We start from the raw sequence: 23022 nt of genomic DNA, 5'->3' as shown, positions 1-23022 counted from the left end.
CACGGTTACGGCCCTTCATCGTGGACGGTCAGGTGCGGATGATCGCGAGTACTTCGTCCACCAGCCCCTGCACGGCCTCGGCGTTCGCGGCTTCGACGTTGAGCCGCAGCAGCGGTTCGGTGTTCGACGGGCGCAGGTTGAACCAGGCGCCGCCGGGCAACTGCACGGTCAGGCCGTCCAGCTCGTCGATCTCGACGCCGGTGCGGACGCCGAAGGCGTCCTTGACGGCCATCATCTTCGCGACCTGGTCGTCCACGGTCGAGTTGATCTCGCCCGACGCCGCGTAGCGCGAGTACGCGCTGGTCAGCTCGGACAGCGGGCCGTTCTGCTCGCCGAGCGCGGCGAGGACGTGCAGCGCCGCCAGCATGCCGGTGTCGGCGCGCCAGAAGTCGCGGAAGTAGTAGTGCGCGGAGTGCTCGCCGCCGAAGATGGCGCCGGTGCGGGCCATCTCGGCCTTGATGAACGAGTGCCCGACGCGGGTGCGGACCGGCTTGCCGCCGTGCTCGGCGACGATCTCCGGGACGCCCTTGGACGTGATCAGGTTGTGGATGACCGTGCCGCCCGGGTCCTTCGCCAGCTCGCGGACGGCCACTAGCGCGGTGATCGCGCTCGGCGAAACCGGCTCGCCGCGCTCGTCGACGATGAAGCAGCGGTCGGCGTCGCCGTCGAAGGCCACCCCGGCGTCCGCGCCGACCTCGCGCACCTTCGCCTGCAGGTCGACGATGTTGGCCGGGTCGAGCGGGTTGGCCTCGTGGTTCGGGAAGCTGCCGTCGAGCTCGAAGTACATCGGGACGACGTCGATCGGGAGCCCGTCGAAGACGGTCGGGACGGTGTGCCCGCCCATGCCGTTGCCCGCGTCGACGACGATCTTCAGCGGCCGGCTGCCCGACAGGTCGACGAGGTTGCGCAGGTAGGCCGCGTAGTCGGCGAGGACGTCCCGCTCGGAGACGGTGCCGCGCTGGCCCTCGAAGCCGGGGACGCCCTGCTCGACGGTGTCGCGGATCTCGGCGAGCCCGGTGTCCTGGCCGACCGGGGACGCGCCCGCGCGGCACATCTTGATGCCGTTGTACTTGGCCGGGTTGTGGCTCGCGGTGAACATCGCGCCCGGCAGGTTCAGCGAACCCGAGGCGAAGTACAGCTGGTCGGTGCTGGCCAGCCCGATGCTCACGACGTCGAGGCCCTGCGAGGTGACGCCCTCGGCGAAGGCCGCCGCCAGTCCCGGCGAGGAGTCCCGCATGTCGTGCCCGATCACCACGGCCGGCGCTTCCGGCTTGATGAGCAGGGCGAACGCGGCGCCGAAGTCGCGGACGAGGTCCGCGTCGAGCTGCTCGCCGACCACGCCGCGAATGTCGTAGGCCTTCACGATGCCCGAAAGGTCTGGCACGCCGTCTCCCCGCGATTAGTCGTCCCGGCGCCCGCTGCGCCGCGCGGAAAGCCTACCGGCGACGGAGGTGGGTTACGCGTTCAGGCGCGGCCGGGCAGGACCCGCAGGTGGCCGCGGCGCCCGGACGGGCCCTCCGGCTCGGGCGCGGGGGCCGGCTTGCCGGGGCGGCCGGCCTCGCGCACGGCCTCGGCCAGCGCCGTCAGCTCGTCGGCCGACGGGTCCGGCGCGGCGAAGGCGCCTTCGTGCCGGACGACTTCCCAGCCCTTGGGGACGGTCAGCCGCAGCGCGTGGGCTTCGCAGAGGTCGTACGAGTGCGGCTCGGAGGCGGTGGCCAAGGGGCCGACGACGGCGGTCGAGTCGCTGTAGGCATACGTCAGCGTGGCCACAGCCGGCTCGAGACAGCCGGTACGCGAACACTTCCGTACGCTCCGCACGATCCGAAACGATAGCGCGTCGCCGCAAGCTAGGAGGAGCGACACGCGCTGGGACGTGCCGACCGCATAGACTTCCGGGGTGGCGACGGCTCGTGACTACCGACAGCGGCGGCGCTCGCGACGGGACCGGCACGGCCGGGGTCTGCGCGGGACGCTGTACCCGGCGACCCTGCCCGCCGCCGCGAGCCGCGCGGAGCGGTTCGACGCGCTGGTGCTCGACGCGCTGGAGCCGATCGAAGCCCGCTGGCGCCACGAGCTGACGAAGCTCGACGTGGCGGTCGACGACGTACCCGAGGTCCGCGAGAACGGCCGCGCGCCTTCGGACGGCGTGCTGCACGACGGCGCGGTGCCGTTGTCGCGGCTGGTGCCGGCCGGGGTGGACCGCACGGGGATGCCGACGCGGGCCCGGATCGTGCTGTACCGGCGGCCGCTGGAGGCGCGGGCGAAGGACCCGTCCGAGCTGGCCGACCTGGTTCACGACGTGCTGGTGGAGCAGGTGGCGGGGTACCTCGGCGTCGAGCCGGACGTCATCGAGGGCGAGTAGCGGCACTTTCATAGGGAAAGTGCCGCTTCGAGTCAGGGGCGGCGCCGGGCCGGGACCGCCGTCAGCAGCGTGAACAGCACCGCCGCCAGCTGGGCCAGCAGCAGCAGGTTCCGTTCCGTCCCCGGGAACTCCACCGTCACCTCGGACGTCGCCGGCGGCACCGACACCGCCACCTGGTGGCCCCAGGCCGGCACGATCGGCACGCTCTTGCCGCCCACCGAAGCCTTCCAGCCCGCTTCCTGCTCGGCCGCGAGCACCAGCAGCCGCCCGGTCGGGCCGTCCGACACGCGCACCCGCACGTCCGGCAGCCCTGCCTGGACCGGTGCCACGCCCGGCGCGTTCCCGGGCGCGCCGCCGCCCGTCACCGCCGCCTTCGCCTGTTCCGGCGAGATCAAGATCACCTGGCCGGCCGGTGGGAGCAGGCGAAGCACGCCACGGCCATCGGACGTCGGCGCGGCCACCGAGACCAGGTCCTTAGCCAGCGGCACGTACGCCTGCGAGTCGACCCCGGCCGGCAGCACCACGAACTGCACCCCCGCGGCGGCTGCGGCGGCGAACGCGCGCTGGACCGCCGCCGCGTCGCCTTGGCCGAGGTCGCGGCGCCAGGAAGCCAGCCGGGCCGGCGTGCCGGGCGTCGGGGCCAGCTCGTCGTCGCCGTAGTGGGGCAGGCGGCCGCCGATCTGGCGGGTCGCGTCCGGGGCGAGGTCCAGCACCGACCGGCCGGACGCCGCGAGCTCGGCGGAAACCTCCGGCGCGAGCGCGGGCCGCTCGCCGGCGCGTAGCGGCCCCTGGCCGCCGACGACCAGCGCGCCGGCCGCCAGCGCGAGGAACACCACGACCCCGGCGACCGCGAACACCTTCGGCAGCCACGGCGACGGCACCCCGGCCGAGCCGCCGCGCTGCCACGACCCGAGCACGACCCACAGCAGCCCGGCGCCGACGATCAGCAGCGGCACGCCCGCGTGGCCGTGCGCGGGTGAGCCACCCTGCATCGGCGTCGCCGTCACCAGCCGCACCAGCACCAGGCCGCCGGCTCCCAACGCGGCCAGCGCGAGCCCGCCCGCCGCGAGCTTCGTCGGGCGGACGACCAGCGCCACCAAGGCCGCCGCGATCACCGCGACGCCGATCGGCCACGCGCCCGGCCCGCCGGGGTCGAGCCCGGCGAGGTCGGTGCCGGACACCGCCGACGCCGCGCCGCCGAGGCCCTGCACCAGCAGCTCCGGGTGGCGCAGCAGCACCGTCGGCCACGGCAGCAGCAGCGCCAGCGGCAGCAGCACCACGATGCCGACCGACGCGATCCGCCGCGCCAGCCCGGTCGGCGCGGGCAGCACCACGAACCCGATCAGCAGCCCGGCGAGCGCGAGCCCGTGCGCCAGCGGGGAGAACGCGCCGAGCAGCGCGACGCCGAACGCCGACAGCGCGGACACGTGCAGCCACCGCGTGTCCGCCCGGACGAGCAGTCCCGCGATGCCCGCGGCGACGAGCGGCAGCACCAGGTGCACCACGACGACGTCGAGCCGGCCCTGCGCGACCCCGGCGGTCGCGGCGGGCAGCAGCGCGTAGGCCGCGGCGACGACCGCGCGGACCCACCGGCGCACGCGAAGCCGCCGCGTCGCCGCGTACGCGCTCAGCGCCGCCAAGGGAATGTCGCCGAGGAGCAGGATCGCGACCAGCGCGGCCGGTCCGCCGAGCGGCGCGAACACCGCACCGAGCGTGCCGAGCACCGGCAGCGTCGCCGACGCGGGCGCGCCGGTGCCGCCGGCGACCGCGTGCCACGGCGTCAGGTACGACGACCAGATCTCGCCGAGCCCGCCGACCGGAAGGAGCTTGCCGCCGAAGAGGTCGAGGCCGAGCCGGGCGCGGTTGACCACCAGCCCCAGCGCGGTCATCACGACGAGCAGCACCACCGGCGGCGCGAAGACCGTCGCCGCGAGCACGCGCCGGCGGTTCACCTCGACGAAGACGATTTCCGGCTCTTCGACCGCGGCCGGGGCCTCTTCGGCGGACTCGGAGACCGGTTCGGGCGCCGGGGTTTCCGGCAAGGCGACGGCGACGAGCGTGCCCGGACGGCGCAGCCCGGACCCGCGTGAGCTGAGCCCGCGCAGCGCGCCCGCGGGCAGCGCGTCGGGACCGACCGGACGCGTCTCGCGCGCGTCGAGCGCTTCCGGCGTCACCCACGCCGACTCGGTTTCGACGGTCTCGGGCACGCGCCCGAGCGCGACGTCTTCCTCGACGCCGCGGCGCACCAGCCCGACGATGCCGGCGCGGACGGCGTTGCGCAGCCGCGTCACGCGTCCGGTGAAGAGCCCGCGAACCGTGCCCGGCCGCGGATTCCGCCGTCGGCGGGCGCGTGCGGCGCGCAATCCGCCGCGTCCACTGAGGAGGTACGTCGCGGCGGCGAACTCGGCCCGCGCTTCCCCGGTGCGGCGCAGCAGGACGAAGGCGAGCGCGCGCAGCACCGAAAGCACCGGGAGCCGGATCATGCCCAGCCAGAAGGAAAACGGCGAGCAGTTCACGAGGAACACGCGCAGCCCGTGGGCGCGGTTCGCGGCCACGAGCGGAGTGCCGACCGCGTCCGCCGCGCGCTGCCCGGTGGTGACGGCGCGCGCGTGCCGGACCCGCGCGGTCGGCACGGAGAGGACGAGACCGCCGGCAGCGTTCGCGCGCCAGCCGAAGTCGAGATCCTCGCGCAGCAACGGGAAATCCGGATCGAAGCCGCCGAGGTCGTCCCAGGCGTCGCGGCGCACGAGCGAGCCCGCACTGGGCACGGCGAGCACTTCGGCGGGTTCTTCGCCGAGCGCCGCGATCTGCTGGCGGTGGCCGGACGCGTCGGTCGACAGGCCCGCTTCGACGATCAGCCGCGGATCGGTCCAGTCGAGCCCCAACGCGCCGAGCACCGTCGCCGACGGGTTCTTGGTGGCGACGCGCAGGAGTTCGTCGAGGCAGTCGGGCTCGGGCGCGCAGTCGTCGTGCAGCAGCCACAGCCAGGATCCGGGGTCGCCCCAGCGCTCGGTGGCGTGCGCGACGGCTTCGGCGACCGCGGCGGCGAAGCCGGTGTCGCCCGAAAGTGTGATGACCCCGGAGAGCACGGGCGACGAATCCGGGCCGGGATCGGCGGTCGCTTCGGCGAGCAGCCGGGGCGTCGCGTCGGTGGATCCGGTGTCGACGGCGAGCACGTGCCGCGGCCGGACCGTGCTGCGGCGCAACGAAGAAAGCGCCAGCGGCAACCAGTTTTCGCCGTTGTGACAGACCACAATGGCCAGAACGGGTGCGGTGCGCAGGGCGGGCGGCGCGGCGGTGCGGGGCAACGACTGCTCCAGATCAGGCGGCGGATCGGTGCAGCCACCCTACGGCCCCGGTCCGTCACCCGGTGGTGAACCCACGCCGAGTGTTCACCTCGTGGAATCACCGGTGATGCCACGCATCACCGGCGACTCCCCCTCCGGGGGCCTGGGGGTACCCCCCAGAGAACACCTGAAGTGCGACCAAGGTTCGCGCGTTCCGCGAACCCGAATCGCCCCCGAGCAGGCTTCAGATGGCGCGTTTCTTCAGCTTGCGGCGCTCCCGCTCGGACAGACCGCCCCAGATGCCGAAGCGCTCGTCGTGGGCCAGCGCGTACTCAAGGCACTCGTCCTTGACCTCGCAACCCAGGCAGATCCGCTTGGCTTCGCGGGTGGAACCGCCCTTCTCGGGGAAGAACGCCTCCGGGTCCGTCTGCGCGCACAGAGCGCGTTCCTGCCAATCCTGCTCTTCCTCGGTGGCATCGATGAGCTCGGTGAGATCTCCCAGAGCCTGCTCCGGGATCTCGCCCCAACCCATGACGTGCCCCCATTCCTTCCCATCGGCTTCCAACCGCACGTCCGCCTCCTCGCTCCCTAGCACTCCCCAGGCTGGCGGTGGTGAAACGACACTCGCCGTCCCCTCGACGACGAATGACATCACTGTGATTACACCCGTGTAGTGCGGTCAGGTCAAGCGGAGTAGCGAGTTCGGGGGACGTTCGGGCCCGATCGCGCAAGGGGACACGCCGGTAACTTCACACCGGGCATACGGAAGACTGGAAGCGTGCAGAAGTCAGCAGTGCGCCCCAGCCCGGTCTTCCTCGGCATCCTCGCGCTCACCGTCGCCGGTGGCGTGATGGCGGCGTTCGGGGACATCAACACCGTTTTCGTCCGCGACCGCGATCCGCTGCTCATCGCCGGCGTCGTGATCTTCGTCGCCGCCGGCTGGGTGGCGTCGCTGTCGCTGCACGAGTTCGGCCACGCGATGGTCGCCTACCGCGGCGGCGACTACAGCGTCGCCCACAAGGGTTACCTGACCCTCGACGTCCGCAAGTACACCGACCCGGTCCTGTCGATCGTCCTGCCGCTGGTCTTCCTGATCATCGGCGGCATCCCGCTCCCGGGCGGCGCGGTGTGGATCAACCGCGGCGCGCTGCGGTCTCGCGGGACGTCGTCGTGGGTGTCGCTGGCCGGCCCGCTGAGCAACCTCGCGGTCGGCGCGGCGCTGGCACTGGTGGTCTCGCTGGTCCCGATGGCCGGCGGCCTGGTGATCGCGATGTCCTACCTGGCGCTGCTGCAGATCGTGACGTTCATCCTCAACATCCTCCCGATCCCGGGCCTCGACGGCTGGGGCGCGATCGAGCCGTACCTGCCGCCTCAGGCCCGCGAGCTGGGCGCGAAGGTGCGCCCGTGGGCGCCGATCATCCTGTTCGGGATCCTGTGGTTCTTCAAGCCGGCGAACAACGCGCTGTGGAAAGGCGCGTACGCGATCTTCGGCTCGTTCGGCGGCTACGCGGACGGTGCCCAGATCGGGTTCAGCGTCTTCCAGTTCTGGAACTGAGGTTTGAGCCGGGCGCCGCACGGGAAGATCAGGTGCGGTGCTCGGTCAGCCAGACGTGCGCCCGCTTCCAGACCTCGCGCAACCCCGACCGCTCCCCGAAGTAGTCGCCGGCGGCGCCCACGACCGGCAGCAGCCCGATCGCCCGGTGCAGCAGGTTCCCCCGCGGCCGCTTCTCCAGCTCCCCGGTGATCCCGACCAGCGCGCGCCCGAGCCGCCACAGCGTCCCCGCCGCCGCCTTCACCGTCGCCTTGCCGTGCTTCTTCTCCGACGCCGTCAGCTCTTCGGTCAGCTTCGCCGCTTCGTCCGCCTCGGCCGCTTCGTCGTGCTCCGGGTGCTTGCCCGCCGCCAGGTCGGCGTCGATCTCGCGTTCGAACAGCACCGACGCGATCAGGCGCACCCGCGTGCCCACGTCCGTCACGCCGTACTCGCCCGCGATCGCGCACAGCAGCAGACCCTGCGACGCCGCCCCCAGCGTGTCCTGCACCGGCAGGCGGTCGGCCAGTGCGCCGCCCAGGCCCGGGATCGACGTCAGGAGCGCCGTGAAGCGGCCGACGCGGTTCATCCACCAGCTCGACCGGTCGTAGCCCGTCATCCGCGCCCACGCGGCCGTGCCGGGCACCTTCACCGACGTCACGCCGTGGATCAGCTTCGCCTTCAGGCCGGACTCGACCTCGGCCAGGTCGTCGGCCGCGCGCGCCTGCAGGCCGAACGGGTCGGACTCGCGCAGCGCGTCGAGCATCGGCCCGCACGCCCGCACGAACGGCCGCAGCACGGCCACGACCTGCTTGTCGGAGATCGCTTCAGCCACGTCCCGAGTTCCTTCCCGCCGCCCGGCCCAGCCCGCCGCCGAGCACCAGCGCGCCCGGCAGCGCGCTCGCGCCGAGCAGCACCAGCGCGCGCCAGTCCTGGATCAGCACCAGGTCGCCGCCGGGGCCCAGCAGGCCGAACCCGAACACGACGACCACCCACACCGCCAGGGGTACCCACGAAAGCCCGGGCCGCACCAGCTTCGCCGTCGTCGACACCAGCCACGGCGTGGTGACGGCGCCGACGACGGCCGTCACCGGTAGCGGCACGACGCCGATCCGCAGCGGCAGGAAGAACAGCTCCAGCACGGCCAGCAGCACGGTGTCGAACGCGAGCAGCAGCAGGAACAGCCTCTGCTCCCAGGTCAGCGGCTCGGGCACGGTCACAACCCACCGAACAGGTCGTCCGCCGCGCCCTCGGCCGGGCCGTGGGCCAGGACGAAGGTGTCGTGCGCCGGGATCGGCTGGGCGACCTCGTTCGTCAGCGCGAAGTACGGGACGTCGCCGTCGACCACGGCCAGCTGCGTCGCGTGGGCTCGCAGCGCCGCCAGCTTCGCCGGGACGTACGCGGCGACGTCGAGAATCGTCGTGATCTCTTCGTCCGGCGTCACCGGCAGCTCGTCGTCGGGCGGGACCGCGTACTCGCGCTTCCCGGCACGCAGCGCGGCCAACCCGGCGCGCACCGCGTTCGCCGACGCCACGGTGTGGAACACCCGCGTCACCGACTCCGCGCGCGTCGCCGCGGCCATGGTGATCTCGTGGGCGCGGATGTGGTCGGGGTGGCCGTAGCCGCCGAACGCGTCGTAGGTGACGACCACCTGGGGGCGCACCTCGTCGAGGATCCCGGCCAGCTGCGCGGCCTGCTCCTCGGCGTCACCGCCCGTGAACGCCCGGGGGTGCGCCGCCGACGGCGTGCCCGCCGTGCCCGAATCGCGCCACCGGCCGATCCCGCCGAGATAACGATGTCGTGACACCCCCAGCGCAGCGCACGCGGCCTTCAGCTCGGCGACGCGGTAGCCGCCCAGCTGGTCGGCCGCCCACGCGCCCAGGCCGGCCAGCTCGGGCAGGCCGGCCATGATCTCGCCCTCCTCACCGAGCGTGCAGGTCACCACGGTCACCTCGGCGCCTTCGGCGGCGTATCGTGCGATCGTGGCGCCGGTGGTGATGCTCTCGTCGTCGGGATGGGCGTGGACGAGCAGCAGCCTGCGCGGTACCGGGGAGATCACGGGTTGAGCGTAATTCCCGTGGTCCGACCTTCGTCGGGGACACCCTCGGTTATCCTCGCGCGAGTCGCGGCGTAGGAGAAACACCGCCGCGTCGCGATCGTCTGTACCCCCACGAAGGGCATCTTGGTGAGCACTGAAGCAACTTCGGCGGACGTCGCCGGCGTGTCCGGATCCGTTCTGTCGATCTCCGACCTGAGCGTGTCGTTCCAGACCGAGGACGGCGTCGTGGACGCCGTCAAGGGCATCGGGTTCGACGTGCAGCCGGGCGAGATCGTCGCCGTGGTCGGGGAGTCCGGGTCCGGCAAGTCCGTCACGTCGATGTCGGTGCTGGGCCTGCTGCCCAAGACCAGCCGGATCGCCGGCGAGCTCCGCCTGGGCGAGCGCAACCTGGCGGACCTCAAAGAGAAGGACATGCAGAAGATCCGCGGCAACCAGGTCGCGATGATCTTCCAGGAGCCGATGACGGCGCTGAACCCGGTCTACACGGTCGGCTGGCAGCTGCGCGAGGCCCTGCGCTCGCACCTGGACATCTCCAAGGCCGCCGCGGACAAGCGGGCCGTCGAACTGCTCGACCTGGTCGGCATCCCGAACCCGTCGCTGCGGTTCAAGCAGTACCCGCACCAGCTCTCCGGCGGCCTGCGCCAGCGCGTCGTCATCGCCATGGCGATCGCCTGCGACCCGAAGGTCATCATCGCCGACGAGCCGACCACCGCGCTCGACGTCACCGTCCAGGCGGAGATCCTGGGCCTGCTGCGCAAGCTGCGCGACACCCTCGACACGGCGATCGTGCTGATCACCCACGACATGGGCGTCGTCGCCGACATGGCCGACCGGGTCATCGTCATGTACCAGGGCGAGATCGTTGAAGAGGCGCCGGTGCGCGAGCTGTTCGCGTCGCCGAAGGAGGACTACACCCGGCGGCTGCTCGCCGCGGTGCCGGTGCTGGGCCAGCGTCCCGAGGGCCGCCGCCTGCTCGACGACGCCGGGATCGCCTCCGACAGCAGTGAGGCGGCCAAGATCGCCGAGGAGATCCGGCTGGCCGACGCGGAGCTGGAGGCCGTGATCGAGGAGGCCGCGCCGGCCCTCGAGATCAAGAACCTGGTGCTCGAGTACCCCGGCCGTCGCGGTCAGGGCAAGAACCGCGCGGTCGACGACGTCTCGCTGACCATCGCCAAGGGCGAGATCGTCGGCCTGGTTGGCGAATCCGGCTCGGGCAAGACGACCGTCGGCCGCTGCGCCGTCGGCCTGCTCCAGGCCACCGAGGGCACCATCGCGATCGCCGGCAAGGACATCACGAAGATGTCCGCGAAGGAGATTCGCCCCCTTCGCCGGTTCTTCTCCATCGTGTTCCAGGACCCGGCGTCCACGCTGGACCCGAAGATGACGATCGGCGAGTCGATCGCCGAGCCGATGGTGCTGCACAAGGTGCTGTCCGGCAAGGATCTGTCGGCCCGCGTCCGCTCGCTGCTCGACAAGGTCGAGCTGGGCGGGCACTACATGAACCGCTACCCGCACGAGCTGTCCGGCGGCCAGCGCCAGCGCGTGGCGATCGCCCGGGCGCTGTCGCTCGACCCGGCGCTGCTCATCGCGGACGAGCCGACGTCGGCGCTGGACGTGTCGGTGCAGGCCCGCGTGCTGGACCTGTTCCTCGACCTGCAGCAGTCGCTGCAGTTCGCGTGCCTGTTCATCAGCCACGACCTGGCGGTGGTCGACCTGCTGGCCGACCGCGTCGCGGTGATGCAGCACGGCAAGCTCGTCGAGGTCGGCACGCGGGACCAGGTGCTGCACTCGCCGCAGCAGGAGTACACGAAGCGCCTGCTGTCGGCGGCGCCGGTCGCGGACCCGGTGCTGCAGGCCGAGCGCCGCGCGGCCTGGGAGGCCGGCAAGCTGGCCCCCGTCGCCGACTGAGGCTTCTCCACCGCGTTGAAGGGCCCGTACCCGGCTGGGTACGGGCCCTTCGCCGTTCCCGGGTCCCCAGCCGTTTTCAGCCGACGCGAATGCGGGGGTCGAGGATGCCGTACATCAGGTCGGCCACCAGGTTCGCCACCACGACGCTCGCCGCGATCACCACCAGCCAGCCCATCAGCACCTGCGGGTCGTTCTTGTTGACCGCCTCCACCAGCAGCGTGCCCATGCCGTGCCAGTTGAAGACCGTCTCCGTGATGATCGCGCCCGTCACCGTGGCGCCGAAGTTGACCGAGAACAGCGTCATCACCGGGATCAGCGCGTTGCGGAACGCGTGCCGCCAGATCACGCGGGTATTGGACACCCCCTTGGCACGCGCGGTGCGCACGTAGTCGGCGCCCAGGACCTCGAGCATCGAAGCCCGCTGGAACCGGCTGTACGCGGCGAACGTGATGGCCATGATGGACAGCGTCGGCAGCAGGAACGCGCCGACGTACTTCGCGAGCGCGTCGCCCACTCCGGTCGCCGAGAGGCTCTCCGGGCTCGTCGTGCGCAGCCACGGGTTGCCGAGGACGTCCGCCAGGCCCAGGTCGCGGACCCAGACGTTGAGGCGGATCGCGTAGCCCTTGAGGACGATGGCGATGCAGAAGATCGGCATCGAGAACATCAGGAACGCCAGCGTCGTCGCCAGGTAGTCCCAGATCGAGTACTGCTTGACCGCCGCGAGCACCCCGACCAGCACACCGAAGACGAGCGCCAGCACGGACGCCGCCAGCACCAGCTCGAGCGTCACGCGGAACGCCGCCAGCACCTTCGGGGCCACCGGCTGGAGCGCGTTGCCCTGCGCGATGGAGATGCCCCAGTCGCCGCTCAGGAAGCGGCCGAGCCAGGTGAAGTAGCGCGCGACGACGCTCTGGTCGAGACCGAGGCGGTGCTCGGCGTCGGCGATGGCCTGGGCGCTGATCCCGGGCTTGCTCCGCAGCTCCCCGAGGGGGTCACCGGTGTTGGCCACCATCACGAAGCAGAGGAACGTGCCGATCAGCAGCACCGGCACGGAGATGGCCAGCCGGCGCAGCACGTAGAGCACGAGATTCATCCGAAACCCCCAGGTCCGGCGATCCTCGCGGAAACGACCGCGGGGGTGACCGGAATCCGGTCACCCCCGCGGTGCGCGTTCAGGCCTTCATTCTCCGCTGGCGCGGGTCGAAGGCGTCGCGAAGACCGTCACCGATGAAGTTGATCGTCAGTGAAATCAGCACGAGCACGATGAACGGGCCGAAGAACAGCGCCGGCCGCGTCTGCAGCTGGGCGTAGTTCTCCAGGATGACGCGGCCGAGCGAGGTGTCCGGCAGCTGGACGCCGAGGCCGATGAACGACAGCGCGGCTTCCGCCAGCACGGCCTGCGCGACCGCGAGGGTCGCGTTGACCGTGATGCTGCCGACCATGTTCGGCACCAGGTGCTTGAAGATGATCCGGAACGTGCCGGCACCCGAAGCGCGAGCCGCGTCGACGAACTCGCGCTGGGACAGCGACATCGCTTCGGCGCGGGTGATCCGGGCGACCTGCATCCAGCCGAACGCCGCCAGCACCAGTGCGACGATGTACCAGGAACCGCTCCCGAACACCTTCGCCAGGATGGCCGCCGCGGCGATCTGCGGGATGATCAGGAACAGGTCCGTCACCCGCGAGATCGCCGAGTCGGTGAACCGGCGCAGGTAGCCCGCCATGGCGCCGAGGACGACGCCGACGAATGTCGACAGGACCGACACCGTGAGGGCGATCAGCAGCGAGAACTGGGTCCCGCGCAGGATCTGCGACACCATGTCCTTGCCGACCTGCGTGGTGCCCAGCGGGAAGTCACCGCTCGGCTTGGCGAACGAGGGGAACGAGCTGTCCTCGTAGTTGTGCTTCCAGAAGATCGGCAGAATGATGCTGAGCAGGACGATCAGCACCAGCACCGCGGTCGAGGCCATCGCCAGCTTGTGGTGCAGGAACTTCCGGAGCACCAGCTTGCCCTGGCTCCGGGGTTCGGGCAGGGCTTCCGGCGGGAGGGTGCCGTCCTTGGTCGCGGTTTCGCTCGCGAGAAGGGAGTTCAAGTCAGCCAACGCGAATCCTCGGGTCCAGGATGCCGTACATCAGGTCGGCGATCAGGTTGGCGACGATCACGCTGGTGGCGATCACCACGAGCCAGCCCATCATCACCTGAGTGTCGTTCTTGCCGACGGCTTCCACCAGCAATGTGCCCATACCGTGCCAGTTGAACACCGTCTCGGTGATGATCGCACCGGCGAGCACCGAGCCGAAGTTCACCGAGAACAGCGTCGTCACGGGGATCAGCGCGTTGCGGAACGCGTGCCGGAAGATGACCCGGCTGTTCGGGAGGCCCTTGGCCCGCGCCGTGCGCACGTAGTCCGAGTTCATGACCTCGAGCATCGAAGCCCGCTGGAACCGGCTGTACGCGGCGAAGCTGATCGCCATGATCGACAGCACCGGCAGCAGGTACGCGCCGATGGTGCTGGCTATGAAGTCACCGACGCCGTCGGTCTTGAGCTGTTCCGGGCTCGTGGTGCGCAACCACGGATTGCCCAGGACGTCCTGCAGGCCGAGGTCGCGCACCCAGCCGTTGATCTCGATCGCGTAGTTCTTCAGCACGATCGCGATGCAGAAGATCGGCATGGAGAACAGCAGGAAGGCCAGCGTGGTGGCGATGTAGTCGACGATCGAGTACTGCTTCACCGCGGCGAGCACGCCGACGATGATGCCGATGATGAGCGCCAGGATCTCGGCGCCGACGACCAGCTTGAAGGTGACGGCGAAGGCCGCCAGCACCTTGGGCGCGACGGGCGCGAGCGCGTTGCCCTGCGCGATGGACGTGCCCCAGTCACCCGAGAGGAAGTGCCCGAGCCACGAGAAGTACCGCGGCACGATGCCCTGGTCCAGCCCCATCTTGTGCGCGAGGGCGTCGATGGCGTCCTTGCTCATCTGCGGGTTGTGGCGGAGCTCGCCCAGCGGGTCACCGGTCGCGGCGACCATCACGAACGACAGAAAGGTCCCGACCAGGAGGACGGGAATCGATATCGCCAGACGGCGAAGGATGTAGATCACCAGGTTCAACGAACTGCTCCTCATCCGGGCCTGGTCGTCAGAAGTGCGCTGGACCGCTACCCGGTTGTCTACCGTAGTGGGGGTAACCCTACGGTCAACAGCTACTTCCGGTGGGTACCGGGGCCCGGCTCGTGGCCGGACCTCGGTACCTCCCAGGTCATCTGGAGCGAGGGGAAAGAAGAGGCGGGGCGGACCCTACTTCTTCTGCTCCCACTCGCCGGCGTTCCACAGGACACCGTTGTAGGACTGCATGTACACGCGGTCGATGCCCTTGAACGCCCACATGCTCGGCGTCTGGAACAGCGGGATCGTCGCGTACTTGTCCGCGATGGCCTTGTCGGCCGCCTGGTAGGCCTGCAGCTTCACCTGCTCGTCGGTCGCGCTCACCGCGGTCTTGAACGCGTCGTCGATCTTCGAGTCGCACAGGTTCTGGTAGTTCTGGTCGCCACCGTTGTTCGGGCAGACGTAGATCGAACGCGACTGCGACTTGAACGGAGCCGACGACCAGCCGAACAGCGCGACGTCGTAGTCACCGGTCGAGACGCGGCCACCCTTGAGGAAGTTGGCGTCGGTCTCGTCCTTGACCTCGATGCCGGCCGCCTTGGCCTGCGAGATGATGATCTCGACGGTCTGGCTGCGGCGGGCGTTCTGGTTGTGCGTGATCTTGAACGAGGCACGCACACCGCCCTTGGCGAAGATGCCGTCGGCACCCTTGACCCAGCCCGCGTCGGACAGGGTCTTGGCCGCCGCCTCGGCACCCAGGCCGGCCTTGCTGCTGTACAGGTCGGTGTAGCCCTCTTCACCCTGGAAGAACACGATCGAGTTCAGCGGGGCCGCGTCGGCCTGGACTTCCTTGAGCAGCTTGTCGGTGATGGCCTTGCGGTCGACCACCTCGAAGAACGCCTTGCGCAGCGCGTCGTCCTTGAACATGCGGTTGAACTGCAGGTCAAGGTGCTCGTAGGTCAGCTGCGGAGCCGAACCGTAGGTCACGCCCTGCGGGGCGAGGCCCTTCATCGTGGTGGCCGCGGTGGCGTCCGGCTGGGTCGACGCCGCGACGTCGATCTCACCGTTCTGCAGCGCGGTCGCCATGGCCTTGGTGTCTTCCATGGCCTTCACGACGATCTTCGACGGACCGCCCTTGCCGCCCGCCCACTGCGGGTTCTTCACGAGCGTGACGGCCTTCTGGTTGGCGTCGAACGCGTCGATCATGTACGGGCCCGAGGCCGGCATGAGCGACTTGTCGAAGCCCTTCCACTTGTTCGTCCAGAAGTCGCCGGCCTTGGACAGCTGGGCCGGGTCGCCGGTCGGCGCCAGCTTGGTGATGTCCGCGATGCCGGTCTGCTTCTCGAGGATGTGCGCCGGCAGGATCTGGACGCCGCTGAACAGGCCCTTGTAGTCGAGGTACGGCTCGCTGAAGTCCGTCTCGAGGGTCAGGTTGTCCTTGCAGGTGGCGGTCTTGATCTTGTCGTAGCCCGTGGTCGAGGCCGCGTTGAACGGATTCTTGCCGTCCGTGCCCTTGGCCATGCCGTTCTCCGACAGCCAGGCCAGGTAGAAGTCCTTGCAGTCGAAGGGCGCGCCGTCCGACCACTTGACGTTCGGCTTGATCTTGTACGTGACGACCTGCGGGTCCTTGGAGGTCACGTCGGCCGAGTCGAGGATGTCCTTGTTGAGCAGCGGCTTGTTGTTGCCGTCGAGGACGAACGCGTCTTCGAGGACAGCGGTCAAGACGTAGGTGTTGTACGAGCTGTTGGTGTCCGGGGTCTGGTTGTTGTACCCGGAGTACCCGTCGTCGATCCCGACCGTGACCGTGCCGTCCCAGCCCTTGACGTCCGCGAGCTTGAACGAGTCACCCTGCTCGGCCTTGCCGACCGCCATCGACTTGACGTCGGTCGACGAGCCGTTCTGGTCGGTGCTGCCCGAGCCCGAGTCGCCACCGCTGCAGGCGCTCAGCAGCAGCGAGGCGCCTGCGACGAGCGACAAGGCGGAGACTGCTTTGGTTCTCCTCATGAAGTGTGCCCTCCTAGCACTGAGTCCTTGAATTGTGACAAGGACCCACACCGCTCCGGTTTGGTGCCGGAGCCTACGACACGCCAAGCGACACTCAACTGGCGCACTGCGGGAGCACGCTAGAAAGGAAAAGCACCGACAGTCACCAGTTCAGGGTCGATCGTGACCAAAGGGTGACTTCCAGCCGACATCCAGAAATACGACGGTTACCTCACGGATTCACCGGGTCCCACTCGAAGGCGTACGTCAAGATCACCCGGTAGTACTGAATGCGTAGCCGAGCGATTACTTCGGGCCGCGCGTCCAGTTCACGGCGGACCCGAAAGGGCCCACCATCGGTGGACCCGGCGTGACGCCCGAGATACCCGAACCGATCGCCAGGGTGTCCGCCAGCTGGAACAGCGGGATCACCACGTTCTGACGCCAAAGTTCAGGCTCCAGGGTGGTCAGCGCTTCGGCGATCGGCGTGGCCCCGGACAGCGCCGCGTCGATGGACGGCTGCAGCGCCGGATCGCAGAACCCCGCCGAATTGCCCGGAACGACGGGTTTCGTCTTGTCCGCGCCGGCGGCGGTCTGCTCCGGGCGGCAGCCGAAGGTCGACGCGAGCACTGACGCCGAGTCGCCGCCGACTGCCTGCGGCACCACCGCGATGTCGACGCCGACGCTGCCCGCCGAGTCACCGGTCGGCTGCTGCACCCCGGAGGCGACCGGCATCGCGAGCAGGCCGCTGAACAGGTCGCGCGGCTGCGGCGTGATCGCGTTGACCTCGACCCCCTGCGCGACGAGCTGGCTGGTGAGCTCCTTGGCGATCGTCGCGTACGGCTCCTGCGTGCCCGGCGAGGCGATGACCAGCGAAAGCGCCTTGCCGTTCTTGCGCCAGGTGCCTGCGGTCTTGGCGTAGCCGGCCGCCTTCAGCGACTCCTCGGCCTTCGCGACGTCGGGCGCGGTCGGCGGCCCGGGCGGGATGGTCGCCGTGTACCCGCCGACCGACGGCGCCTTGACCTGCGCGTCGGCGTGGAGCTGCGACGACGGGCCGCCGTTGACGCCTTCGGTGATCAGCTTGGTCCGGTCGATCAGGGCGGCGATGCCGGCCCGCACCTGGGCGTCCTGCAGGGTGGCGCTGACCGGGCGCAGCAGCACGTCGGCGACCAGCGGCCGGGCCACGGTGTGCAGCTGCACGGCCGGGCCGAGCTCGCCGAGCAGCTTGAGCTCGGCGCCGGTGGTCCTGGCCAGCGCGAACTGGTCGTTGCCGCTGCGCAGCGCGGCGAGCAGCGTGGTCTGGTCCGAGCGGCGCAGCACGATCCGGTCGATCGCGGCGGGCTTCTCCCAGTAGCGCTCGTTGCGCTCGAGGATCACCTCGCCGCGGGCGGTGTCGAGGCTCTTGATCGAGAACGGGCCGGCGATGGCCGGGAAGTTCGAGGCCAGTGCCCCGCGCCAGCCGTCGGGCGCGTCCTTGAGCAGGTGGGCGGGCAGCAGGTCGGAGAACAGCGTCTGCCAGCCGGGGTACGGCTTGGCGAAGGTGACCTCGACGCGCTTGCCGCCCTCGCGGGACTGCAGGTCGGTGATCTGCCGGTAGCCGGCCGGCTCGATCACGCCGGGCTGGTCGCGCATCTGGGTGCGCAGGTAGTCGAAGTCCTCGGCGGCGATCGGCGCGCCGTCGGACCAGGACGCGTCCGGCCGGATCTCGTAGGCGACAACGAACGGCTGCTGCGAGATCACCTCGGCGGACTTCATCAGGTCCTTGTCGAGCTGGGTGCTGCCGTCGTCCTTCTGGCGGAACACCGAGGGCAGCAGCAGCTGCGACAGCGCGGAGGTGACCTGCGAGGAGTCGGCGAGGTTGTGCGGGTTGTACCCGCCGAGCACGTCGTCGACCCCGACGACGATCTGCGACGGCGTCTTCCCGGTGGTCGACGCGGGCGGGACCGACGAGGACACCACCGGTGGCGGCGGGGTGTTCGAGCAGGCGGTGACCAGCACGGCCGTGAGCGCCAGCACCGGCACCGCCTTGCGATTCACCCGCACGCCCCGTTCCTCCCCAGAAGTCCGCCGATCGGGTCAGCCATGCTCCCACGACCGCGGCCGCGGCCGGAACCGGGATTCCCGTACCCGGATCGGCCGGGCCCGGCACCGCGTGGTGCCGCTATCGGGAAGGACGCGCGACGGACCGTCCGGGTTCCCGGACCGTTCCGGAACGGCGGAACGAACACGCCCGGGACACGGGACGGGTTCCACCCGGTGGTGAACACCAGGCTTCGAATCCGCGAAAGCCCCTATAAAGATATAAGGAGAAGAACAGCGGAATTCGTGACGTCCCGTCGGTCCATTATCCACCCAGGGTGACGAACGGGCAACAGAAAAACCTCCCGGCGCGATACGCCGGGAGGTTTTTACGTGCTATTCGCGATCAGCCGTTGTCGCGGCTCTTCGCGCGCGAACGCTCCTTCGCGCGGGTATTGACGTCCAAGGTGACCTTCCGGACCCGGACGACCTCGGGCGCGACCTCGACGCATTCGTCGACCGAGCAGAACTCGAGCGCCTCTTCCAGGCCCATCTTGCGCGGGCGGGCCAGCGTCTCCATCACGTCGGCGGAGGACTGACGCATGTTGGTCAGCTTCTTCTCCTTGGTGATGTTGATGTCGAGGTCCTCGAAGCGCGGGTTCTCGCCCACGACCATGCCCTCGTACACCTCGGCACCCGGCTCGACGAAGAAGGTGCCGCGGTCGGCCAGCTGGATCATCGCGTACGCGGTGACCGGCCCGGTGCGGTCGGCGACCAGGGAGCCGCTGTGCCGGGTGCGGATCTCGCCCGCCCACGGGAAGTAGCCCTCGAACACGTGGTTCGCGATGCCGGTGCCGCGGGTCTCGGTCAGGAAGTCGGTGCGGAAGCTGATCAGGCCGCGGGACGGGAGCACGTACTCCAGCTTGATCCGGCCGCTGCCGTTGCCGCTCATGTCCTCCATGCGGCCCTTGCGCGCGGCCAGGAGCTGGGTGATCGCGCCGAGGTGCTCCTCCGGCGAGTCGATGTACAGGCGCTCGAACGGCTCGTGCAGCTTGCCGTCGATCGTGCGCAGCACCACCTGCGGCTTGCCGACGGTCAGCTCGAAGCCCTCGCGCCGCATCTGCTCGACGAGGATGGCCAGCGCCAGCTCGCCACGGCCCTGGACCTCCCAGGTGTCGGGGCGCTCGGTCGGCAGCACGCGGATGCTGACGTTACCGATCAGCTCCTGGTCGAGGCGGGCCTTGACCAGCCGCGCGGTGACCTTGTCGCCGCCGTTGCGCCCGGCCAGCGGCGAGGTGTTGACGCCGATGGTCATCGAGATCGCGGGCTCGTCGACGGTGATCCGAGGCAGCGCCACCGGGTTCTCGGAGTCGGCGAGGGTGTCGCCGATGGTGATGTCGGGGATACCGGCGATGGCGACGAGCTCGCCCGCGCTGGCCTCGGTCGCCGGGACGCGGGTCAGCGCCTCGGTGACCAGCAGCTCGGAGATGCGGACGTTCTGCACGTTGCCGTCTTCGCGCATCCAGGCCACGGTCTGGCCCTTGCGCAGCTTGCCGGCGTGGATGCGGATCAGCGCGATGCGGCCGAGGAAGTTGGACGCGTCGAGGTTGGTGACCAGCGCCTGCAGCGGCGCGTCGAGGTCGGCGGCCGGCGGCGGCACGTGCCGGAGCAGCGTGTCGAACAGCGGGTCGAGATTCTCGCTCTCGGGGATCTCGCCGTCGGCGGGCTGCTCCAGGCTCGCCTTGCCGGCGCGCGCGGAGGCGTAGACGACCGGGAGGTCGAGGATCGCGTCGTGGTCGGCGTCCTCGATGTCGCTGGCCAGCTCGAGCAGCAGGTCGTGAGTCTCCTCGACGACCTCGGCGATCCGGGCGTCCGGCCGGTCGGTCTTGTTGACCAGCAGGATCACCGGCAGGCCGGCCTCGAGGGTCTTGCGCAGCACGAACCGGGTCTGCGGGAGCGGGCCCTCGGACGCGTCGACCAGCAGGACGACGCCGTCGACCATGGCCAGGCCGCGCTCGACCTCGCCGCCGAAGTCGGCGTGGCCGGGGGTGTCGATGACGTTGATGGTCACCGAGCCCTCGGGCGTCTGGCGGTGGATCGAGGTGTTCTTCGCCAGGATCGTGATGCCCTTTTCACGCTCGAGCTCGCCCGAGTCCATGACGCGGTCGACGAGCTCGGCGCGCTCGGCGAAGGCGCCGGACTGGCGGAGCATCGCGTCCACCAGCGTCGTCTTGCCGTGGTCGACGTGGGCGACGATCGCGACGTTGCGCAGGTCGGGCCGGGTCTTACCGGTCGGCCGGCCGGTTTCGACGGTAGCGCTGGCTGCGGGCACGCGAGAACTCCTGAACTTCAAGGGTTGGATGGCCGCGTAAGCCCGTCAGGCATCCCGTGACCGGCTCTGGTCACACGCGGACCTCACCCAGGATACCTGCCGCCCCGGTGTGAGCGGCCCCACGCCCCCACATCGGTTAGGCTGACCTAACGTGGAAACCCGGTGACCGTCGCCGATCCCGGAAGGTGCGTGCGCGTGGGCAAGAAGCCGGACGACCCGCGGAAGGTCGTGCGCAAGCTGATGAAGGCCGGCAAGGTCAAGAAGAAGTGCTGCCGGTCGAAGCCGCGCTGCAAGAAGTGCCCGGTGCTCGCCCTCAAGAAGGCGAAGCTGGACCTCGCGGCCTAGCGCGTCACCGCTTCGTTGATCTGCCGCAGCTCGGGCGCGGTCTTGGTCGGCGAGAACTCGATCACCTCGTACTGCGCGAGGTGCTTCACCGCGAACGGGTCGGACGCCAGGATGGCGTCGAGCTTCCCGCGGGCCATCGGGCGCGTGATGATCACGCCGCCGGTCCGCGGCTTCCGCGCCCCGGAGGCGAGGAAGAAGCCACGCTCGTACTGCCGGTCCAGCCACTCGACGTGGTCCGGCAGCGCCAGGTCGACTTCTTCGATCGGTGCGGTGTAGGTCAGCAGCACGACGAACATGGTCACGACCGTAGACCCGCTCGGCTATAGTCGCTACATGCGTGCGCAGACGTCCCAGTGGTGGCCGCCCTCGGCGGCCCACTGACCCTGCGCTGAAACCAGCTGCGGCCGCCCCGGACGGGCGGCCTTTTTCCTGCCTTCCCCCGGGTTGGTCCCCGTCGAAGGGAAGCACATGAGCAAGCTGTCCGGCATCACGCCCTCCGGTCACGTCCACCTCGGCAACTACCTCGGTGCCGTGCGCCGCTGGGCCCGCGAGGGCGGCGCGGACGACCTGTACTTCGTCGCCGACCTGCACGGCATGACGACCCCGCACAACCCGGCGAAACTCCGATCCCTGGCGAGGGAGCAGCTCGCCGTGCTGATCGCCGCCGGGATCGATCCGGAGCGGGTGTTCGTCCAGTCCGACCTGGCCCGCGAGCTGGGTGCACTGACGTGGGTCCTGGAGTGCACCTGCAACTACGGCGAGGCCGCACGGATGATCCAGTTCAAGGAGAAGTCCAAGGGCCAGGCCGGGGTGCGGCTGTCGCTGCTGACCTACCCGGCGCTGATGGCCGCGGACATCCTGCTGCAGGGCGCGGACGAGGTGCCGGTCGGCGAAGACCAGCGCCAGCACGTCGAGCTGACGCGGACGCTCGCGAAGCGGTTCAACAGCACGTACGGCGACGTGTTCACCATCCCGCGGGCGGTGCTCCCGCCGGCGGGCGCGCGGGTGAAGGACCTCGCCGACCCGACGCGCAAGATGTCGAAGTCGGCGCGCGATGCGGTGGGCGTGGTGTTCGCGCTCGACGAGCCCGACCAGATCCGCCGCAAGATCCGCCGCGCGGTCACCGACGGCGGCTCCGTGCCGGTGCACGCCCCGGACACCCGCCCGGGGATGGCGAACCTGCTGGAGATCCTCGCCGCGTGCCGGGGCGGCTCGCCGGCGGACCTGGCGGAGGAGTTCACGTCGTACGGCGCGGTGAAGGACGCCGTCGCCGACGCCGTGATCGAGGAGCTACGGCCGTTGCGTGAACGCGCGTTAACACTGCTGGAAGACACCGCCGAGCTGGACCGGGTCCGCAAGGCAGGCGCGGAGCGCGCTCGCGAACGCGGCTCGCACCGGCTGGACGCGGCGCTGCGGATGATCGGCGCTAACTGAGCAGCGCACGGAAAGCGGGAAGGAGGATCCGGTCCGCGGGGAGCCAGTCGACGTCGTCGAGGTCGTCGAGCCCGAGCCAGCGCACGGCCAGGTGCTCGACGGCCCTCGGCTCCTCACCGGGCGAAACGAGCTTCGCGGCGTAGATGCGGAGGACCTTCTCGCCGGGCAGCGGGACGTCGTCCCCGACGCGCTTCCCGACCTCGATGACGACGTCGAGCTCCTCGCTGCACTCCCGGGCCAGCGCGAAGGCTTCGGACTCGCCTTCCTCGACCCGGCCGCCGGGCAGCTCCCACTGCCCCGCGTGCCCAGGGGGCCAGGCCCGCTGCTGGGCGAGCAGCTTCCCGTCCCGCACCAGGGCGGCACCCACGATCACACCGTTCACAGCCCCGGAATCTACCCGGAAGCCCACCACCGGCCGCGCCGTGTCGACCCTCCAGCCACGCAAGCCGACCGTTCCGTCACACGAGCCGACCCTCCAAGCACACGAGCCGACCCTCCAGACACACGAGCCGACCCTCCAGACACGCGCCATGCCCCTCCAGTCACGCGCGATGCCCTACCAGACACACGAGCCGACCCTCCAGACACGCGCGATGCCCTACCAGACACGCGCGATGCCCCACCAGACACGCGCGATGCCCCGCCAAGCACGCGAGTCGA

At 70.3% G+C, this 23022-nt stretch carries 20 protein-coding genes; 5 read left to right on the top strand and 15 right to left on the bottom strand.

Going from position 1 to position 23022, the window contains the following annotated elements; translation table 11 throughout:
• Positions 1 to 28: 28 nt before the first annotated feature.
• On the bottom strand, positions 29 to 1384 hold the full coding sequence (locus tag OG738_RS18165) for a phosphomannomutase/phosphoglucomutase (RefSeq protein WP_329055412.1): 1356 nt from the start codon (positions 1382 to 1384) through the stop codon (positions 29 to 31).
• 80 nt (positions 1385 to 1464) lie between these two features.
• Positions 1465 to 1818: a DUF3499 domain-containing protein gene (locus OG738_RS18160; protein ID WP_026468546.1), complete on the bottom strand. Its 354-nt coding sequence runs from the start codon at positions 1816 to 1818 to the stop codon at positions 1465 to 1467.
• A 79-nt stretch (positions 1819 to 1897) separates the two neighbouring features.
• Between OG738_RS18160 and OG738_RS18155 the strand changes: the two genes are divergently transcribed.
• The gene (locus OG738_RS18155) at positions 1898 to 2362 is read left to right on the top strand and encodes a metallopeptidase family protein (protein ID WP_167379605.1); all 465 of its coding nucleotides are present in this window, start codon (positions 1898 to 1900) and stop codon (positions 2360 to 2362) included.
• A gap of 32 nt (positions 2363 to 2394) precedes the next feature.
• Here OG738_RS18155 and OG738_RS18150 read toward each other — a convergent pair whose 3' ends face one another.
• Together OG738_RS18150 and OG738_RS18145 are read right to left on the bottom strand one after the other, a co-directional pair.
• Complete coding sequence (locus OG738_RS18150; protein WP_329055406.1) at positions 2395 to 5670, bottom strand: glycosyltransferase family 2 protein; 3276 nt, start codon at positions 5668 to 5670, stop codon at positions 2395 to 2397.
• 223 nt (positions 5671 to 5893) lie between these two features.
• Positions 5894 to 6181: a WhiB family transcriptional regulator gene (locus OG738_RS18145; RefSeq protein ID WP_257918562.1), complete on the bottom strand. Its 288-nt coding sequence runs from the start codon at positions 6179 to 6181 to the stop codon at positions 5894 to 5896.
• Between the two features lie 261 nt (positions 6182 to 6442).
• Between OG738_RS18145 and OG738_RS18140 the strand changes: the two genes are divergently transcribed.
• A complete protein-coding gene (locus tag OG738_RS18140; RefSeq protein WP_329056744.1) occupies positions 6443 to 7204 on the top strand; it encodes a site-2 protease family protein in 762 nt (253 codons plus the stop codon).
• Between the two features lie 28 nt (positions 7205 to 7232).
• Here the strand turns inward: OG738_RS18140 and OG738_RS18135 are convergent, their stop codons facing one another.
• The 3 genes from OG738_RS18135 to mshB are packed head-to-tail and all read right to left on the bottom strand — an operon-like array spanning position 7233 to position 9236.
• A complete protein-coding gene (locus tag OG738_RS18135) occupies positions 7233 to 8012 on the bottom strand; it encodes a hypothetical protein (RefSeq protein ID WP_329055405.1) in 780 nt (259 codons plus the stop codon).
• Positions 8005 to 8397 carry a hypothetical protein gene (locus OG738_RS18130; RefSeq protein WP_329055404.1) on the bottom strand — a complete coding sequence of 131 codons (393 nt, stop codon included), beginning with the start codon at positions 8395 to 8397 and terminating at the stop codon, positions 8005 to 8007. Before OG738_RS18130 ends, OG738_RS18135 begins: the two co-directional genes overlap by 8 nt.
• Positions 8394 to 9236 (bottom strand): N-acetyl-1-D-myo-inositol-2-amino-2-deoxy-alpha-D-glucopyranoside deacetylase, encoded by an 843-nt coding sequence (mshB, locus tag OG738_RS18125; RefSeq protein WP_329055403.1) that lies wholly within the window; start codon positions 9234 to 9236, stop codon positions 8394 to 8396. Before mshB ends, OG738_RS18130 begins: the two co-directional genes overlap by 4 nt.
• A 126-nt stretch (positions 9237 to 9362) precedes the next feature.
• On the opposite strand from mshB, the gene OG738_RS18120 reads away from it, so the two are divergent.
• Entirely contained in the window at positions 9363 to 11144 is a 1782-nt protein-coding gene (locus tag OG738_RS18120) for an ABC transporter ATP-binding protein (RefSeq protein WP_329055401.1), read from the top strand.
• 76 nt (positions 11145 to 11220) lie between these two features.
• On the opposite strand, the gene OG738_RS18115 is transcribed toward OG738_RS18120, so the two are convergent.
• The 6 genes from OG738_RS18115 to typA form a co-directional block, all read right to left on the bottom strand.
• On the bottom strand, positions 11221 to 12237 hold the full coding sequence (locus tag OG738_RS18115; protein ID WP_329055400.1) for an ABC transporter permease: 1017 nt from the start codon (positions 12235 to 12237) through the stop codon (positions 11221 to 11223).
• Positions 12238 to 12316: 79 nt separating this feature from the next.
• The gene (locus OG738_RS18110; RefSeq protein WP_442875907.1) at positions 12317 to 13246 is read right to left on the bottom strand and encodes an ABC transporter permease; all 930 of its coding nucleotides are present in this window, start codon (positions 13244 to 13246) and stop codon (positions 12317 to 12319) included.
• Positions 13239 to 14255 carry an ABC transporter permease gene (locus OG738_RS18105; protein ID WP_329055398.1) on the bottom strand — a complete coding sequence of 339 codons (1017 nt, stop codon included), beginning with the start codon at positions 14253 to 14255 and terminating at the stop codon, positions 13239 to 13241. The genes OG738_RS18110 and OG738_RS18105 overlap by 8 nt, the downstream gene beginning before the upstream one ends.
• Positions 14256 to 14441: 186 nt before the next feature.
• A complete protein-coding gene (locus OG738_RS18100) occupies positions 14442 to 16253 on the bottom strand; it encodes an ABC transporter family substrate-binding protein (protein ID WP_329055396.1) in 1812 nt (603 codons plus the stop codon).
• A gap of 285 nt (positions 16254 to 16538) precedes the next feature.
• Positions 16539 to 18275, bottom strand: a complete 1737-nt coding sequence (locus tag OG738_RS18095; RefSeq protein ID WP_329055394.1) for an ABC transporter family substrate-binding protein — start codon at positions 18273 to 18275, stop codon at positions 16539 to 16541.
• A gap of 382 nt (positions 18276 to 18657) precedes the next feature.
• Complete coding sequence (gene typA, locus OG738_RS18090; protein WP_329055393.1) at positions 18658 to 20583, bottom strand: translational GTPase TypA; 1926 nt, start codon at positions 20581 to 20583, stop codon at positions 18658 to 18660.
• 195 nt (positions 20584 to 20778) lie between these two features.
• Between typA and OG738_RS18085 the strand changes: the two genes are divergently transcribed.
• On the top strand, positions 20779 to 20928 hold the full coding sequence (locus OG738_RS18085) for a hypothetical protein (RefSeq protein ID WP_020641186.1): 150 nt from the start codon (positions 20779 to 20781) through the stop codon (positions 20926 to 20928).
• Here OG738_RS18085 and OG738_RS18080 read toward each other — a convergent pair.
• Positions 20925 to 21224 carry a YciI family protein gene (locus tag OG738_RS18080; protein WP_329055389.1) on the bottom strand — a complete coding sequence of 100 codons (300 nt, stop codon included), beginning with the start codon at positions 21222 to 21224 and terminating at the stop codon, positions 20925 to 20927. The genes OG738_RS18085 and OG738_RS18080 overlap by 4 nt on opposite strands.
• Positions 21225 to 21396: 172 nt before the next feature.
• On the opposite strand from OG738_RS18080, the gene trpS reads away from it, so the two are divergent.
• Complete coding sequence (gene trpS, locus OG738_RS18075; protein WP_329055388.1) at positions 21397 to 22362, top strand: tryptophan--tRNA ligase; 966 nt, start codon at positions 21397 to 21399, stop codon at positions 22360 to 22362.
• On the opposite strand, the gene OG738_RS18070 is transcribed toward trpS, so the two are convergent.
• On the bottom strand, positions 22355 to 22744 hold the full coding sequence (locus OG738_RS18070; protein ID WP_329055386.1) for an NUDIX domain-containing protein: 390 nt from the start codon (positions 22742 to 22744) through the stop codon (positions 22355 to 22357). The two genes, trpS and OG738_RS18070, sit on opposite strands and share 8 nt — an antisense overlap.
• Between the last annotated feature and the right edge of the window lie 278 nt (positions 22745 to 23022).

Origin of the sequence: Amycolatopsis sp. NBC_01488 (assembly GCF_036227105.1) — a bacterium.
Taxonomy (GTDB): Bacteria; Actinomycetota; Actinomycetes; order Mycobacteriales; family Pseudonocardiaceae; genus Amycolatopsis.
This window is presented reverse-complemented; position numbering and strand designations above follow the sequence as displayed.